This is a genomic window from Acidimicrobiales bacterium (assembly GCA_035316325.1).
Classification (GTDB): Bacteria; Actinomycetota; Acidimicrobiia; order Acidimicrobiales; family VFJN01; genus DASXTK01.
This window is the reverse complement of the sequence record DATHJB010000198.1, coordinates 1-3,381: the sequence shown is the minus strand read 5'-3', so window position 1 is coordinate 3,381 and position 3,381 is coordinate 1. Positions and strand designations below refer to the sequence as shown.

General features: G+C 68.3%; 5 protein-coding genes. All 5 read left to right on the top strand.

From position 1 onward, the window contains the following. The coding region (locus tag VK611_26165; protein HMG44847.1) for an AAA family ATPase at positions 1–1,525 on the top strand (1,525 nt) is incomplete at its 5' end. 293 nt (positions 1,526–1,818) lie between these two features. Continuing rightward, a complete protein-coding gene (locus tag VK611_26160; protein ID HMG44846.1) occupies positions 1,819–2,052 on the top strand; it encodes a hypothetical protein in 234 nt (77 codons plus the stop codon). After that, entirely contained in the window at positions 2,049–2,786 is a 738-nt protein-coding gene (locus VK611_26155; GenBank protein ID HMG44845.1) for a hypothetical protein, read from the top strand. The genes VK611_26160 and VK611_26155 overlap by 4 nt, the downstream gene beginning before the upstream one ends. 11 nt (positions 2,787–2,797) lie before the next feature. After that, complete coding sequence (locus VK611_26150) at positions 2,798–3,103, top strand: hypothetical protein (GenBank protein ID HMG44844.1); 306 nt, start codon at positions 2,798–2,800, stop codon at positions 3,101–3,103. Further along, the coding region (locus tag VK611_26145) for a hypothetical protein (protein ID HMG44843.1) at positions 3,100–3,381 on the top strand (282 nt) is incomplete at its 3' end. The genes VK611_26150 and VK611_26145, both read left to right, overlap by 4 nt.

Here is a 3,381-nt window from a genome sequence, read left to right as displayed (position 1 = left end):
CGCCGAGCGGATCGACCGGCACCGGGAGCACGTGGCGGGCGGGGACGACCGGATCGAGGACTGGTCCGCGGTGACCACCTGGGATCAGATCCTGGCCCGCTACGGCTGGACCACCTCGGGGAAAACCGACCAGTGCGGGTGCGAGATCTGGACCCGGCCCGGGGACTGGTCCTCACCGAAGTCGGCGACCGCGCACGAGCCCGGGTGCGGGCTACGTGAGGTCACCGGCGGCGTGCTGCACATCTGGACCGACTCGCCGCCGGCCGAGCTGTCCGCGCGCAAGGACTGGTCGAAGCTTCAGGTGGTCGCGGCCTACGACCACGCGGGCGACAACCGGGACGCGATGACCGCGGTCGGGATCCTGGACGAGCCGGCCGAGCTGCCGTCGATGGACCGGAACAGAGTGTCCGAGCTCCTCGCATCGTCCGAAGAGCCTGACGACGACCAGGAAGACGAGGAGGAATCGGGGCCTGCCGCTGATCCAGACCCGGTTGATGCCCTTCTTGCCGAGCTGATCCCGGCCTCGGACCTGGACAAGATCCCACCACCGGTTCCGCTGGTGAACGGTCTGCTGGACCGGAACTCCCTGGCCCGGGTGATCGGTAAGTCCGGGCACGGCAAGTCGTTCTTCATGATCGATATCGCGGGACACGTCGCACTGGGCAAGTCCTGGCACGGACGGGACTGCTCACAGGGCGACGTGGTGTACATGGTCGCCGAAGGCGCCGCTGGGATCCGCAAACGCGTCCGGGCCTGGGAGCAGCACCACGGGGCTGAGCTCGGCACGCGGGTGAAGTTCCTGCCCCGGCCGGTGCAGGTGAAAGAGCGGGAGTGGCTGATCTGGGTGGCCGCGATGTCCAAGCTCAAGCCCGCGCTCATCGTCATCGACACCCAGGCCCGGGTCACGGCTGGATCGAACGAGAACGGTCCGGAGGACATGGGCATGCTCGTGCACCGGGCCGAGCTCCTGCGCCAGGAGACCGGCGCGTGCGTCGTGCTAGTTCACCACAAGGGCCACAACGGGGACCACGGACGCGGGCACTCCTCGGTCATCGCCGCCATGGACGCCGAGATCGAGGTGACCAAGGAAGGGCGCGGGAAGATCACTGTCCTGTCCACTAAGCAGAAGGACCAGGAGGACTTCGAACCCATCCGGCTGGACATGGTGAAGGTCGGTCTCGGCGCCCGCGGCTCAGCTGTGCTCGTGGCGCCCGGGGAGACGGCGAACGCCGGCGACCCGTTCGCGTTCGAGCCGACGGTCGACGAACAGAGCACTGCCCGCGACCGGCTCGCGAAATGGATCTACGCCGGGTTCAACGGTGGCGTCGGAGGGACCAAGGGAGAGATCAAGTCCTACGTCATGGAGAGGGATCGCAGCCGTCGCGGCAAGCCGATGTCGAGGGCACTGTTCTTCGAGGCGTGGCGGGACCTGGAGCACGACGCCGTGCTCATCGACATGGACAAATCCCGGTTCATCCTCGCATCGGCGGAAGTTGAGCGTTTGGGGCTGAAAAGTGCCTCCTGACCTGCGTATATGCCGAGATCGGCATGAGTCCAGTTGGCAACTGGACTCTGATCTTGAGATGTTGATGTCCAGTTCAGAGTCCAGTTCGTCCAGTTGGAATCGGGCGAACGAGCGTTTTCGCAGGTCAGAGGGTGTCCAGTTCAAAAGTCCAGTAGTCCAGTCCAGTCCGGCGGGTGTGCCTGTCAAGAAGTCCAGTCCAGTCCCCCCTCCCTAGGGGGACTGGACTTCTGGACACCTGGACGGTTAGTGATCGAGTACAAGATCGATACGAGAGGCCGGACATGATCCAGTACATGACCCCACAGACGTACCCGCTGTGGGCCGTGGAGAAGGGCAGTGCACAGCTCTCGGTCGTGATCGGTTGGGAGAGCCGCGAGACCGGGATGGTGCCGGTGGTCGTCGCCGTCGGACGGGGTCTCGGAGCACAGCCGCGAGTGGCTCCCCCGGGCGTCACGCTGTACGACGACCGCGAGGAGGCGGTCCAGGTGACGAACCAGAACATGCGGCGTCAGGTGCGTTCGGTATGAGCTGTGCCCTGGGCTGTCACCGCCGCGCTGACGTAGGCCTGCTCTGCTACGTCGACCACGACCGGCTGCGCGACATGCTCGACCCGCGCAATACCGGCAGCGTCTATAACCCGAACCGGCCCGGCGACATTCGGGTGATCGCGAGCATTCCAGTGCTGTATCGGCGATTGTCCGCCAGCCGCGGAAACGGTGGCCTGGAGCCGCTCGGCCCGCCCGCGTTCGGTAGCCGCTCGCCCGGCGACGACCACGTGTTGGTGCTGCGCGACCGACGCTCCCGATCGGCGGTGCTCGGGCTCGACGACGTCGAGCACGCGCCGCGCCCGCCGGCGATGGTGCTGCTCGGCATCGCGCTGCGGCTCGACACCACGCGGCGCCACACCGTCGCCGACCTGTCCTCGTGGCTGCACGGGGCCGTGAGCGTCCTGGCGGCCCAACCCTGGGTGCCGGAGGCCTACACGACGCTGCGAGCCGTCAGCGGCCAGCTCAGGGCCGCGCTGGGGGATCCGAGCCCGTCGCCGGTCGGCAGCTGCCGCGTCCTGGTCGACGACGAAGGCCGCGAGACCCCGGCCGGAACCTGGCGCTGCGCGGCGCCGCTGTTCCTGCCCGAGCTCCCACCGCGGGCGATGGACGAGCCGATGGTGCCCCCGGCCCTGCGCTGCTCGGGCTGCGGGCATCGCTACACCGGGGCCGAACTGATCGAGATCGCCCGCAACCCGCTGGCGAACGTGTCATGAGAGGACGAACCATGCCCAACAAGACCGGACCGTGCCTGAAGGTCGTGACCGCGCCCGCGGTCATCGCTCCGTTCGTGGTCGCCATCGCGGCCGTGTGGGGCCTGGACTGGCGCTGGATCGTGACCGTCGTGCTGGTCTCGGTCGCCGTGTTGTTCGTCGGCGGCTGGATCGACTCCCAGCTCGAAGAGCGCGCGAAGGCCAAGGCGCTGCGCGAGGAGTTCAAGGCCGCCATGGAGCGCGAGCCCGGCATGACGCTCTTGCCCCCGAACGTCGCCGCCGCGTTCAAGGCCTTCGGCAAGAACACGCCGCAAGGGTGAAAATCGACCACCAACCGGACGGGACCACGATCGCCGACACCTCCGCGATCGCGGCCCTGTTCGCCCGGCCGGCCGCCACCGTGCGCCGGCACTGTCGCCGGCACGCCGCGGGCTACGACGTGAAGGCGTGCGGGCATGAGCTCGCCGACGCCCCTGACCTGATACTGATCAGCGCCGCGGACGCCGAGCGCTACCTGTCCATCCCGGCCGGCACCGTGCGGGCGTGGGCGTGCCGGCTCGCGATCCGCAGCTACGACCACACGGCCGAGGGCCGGCCG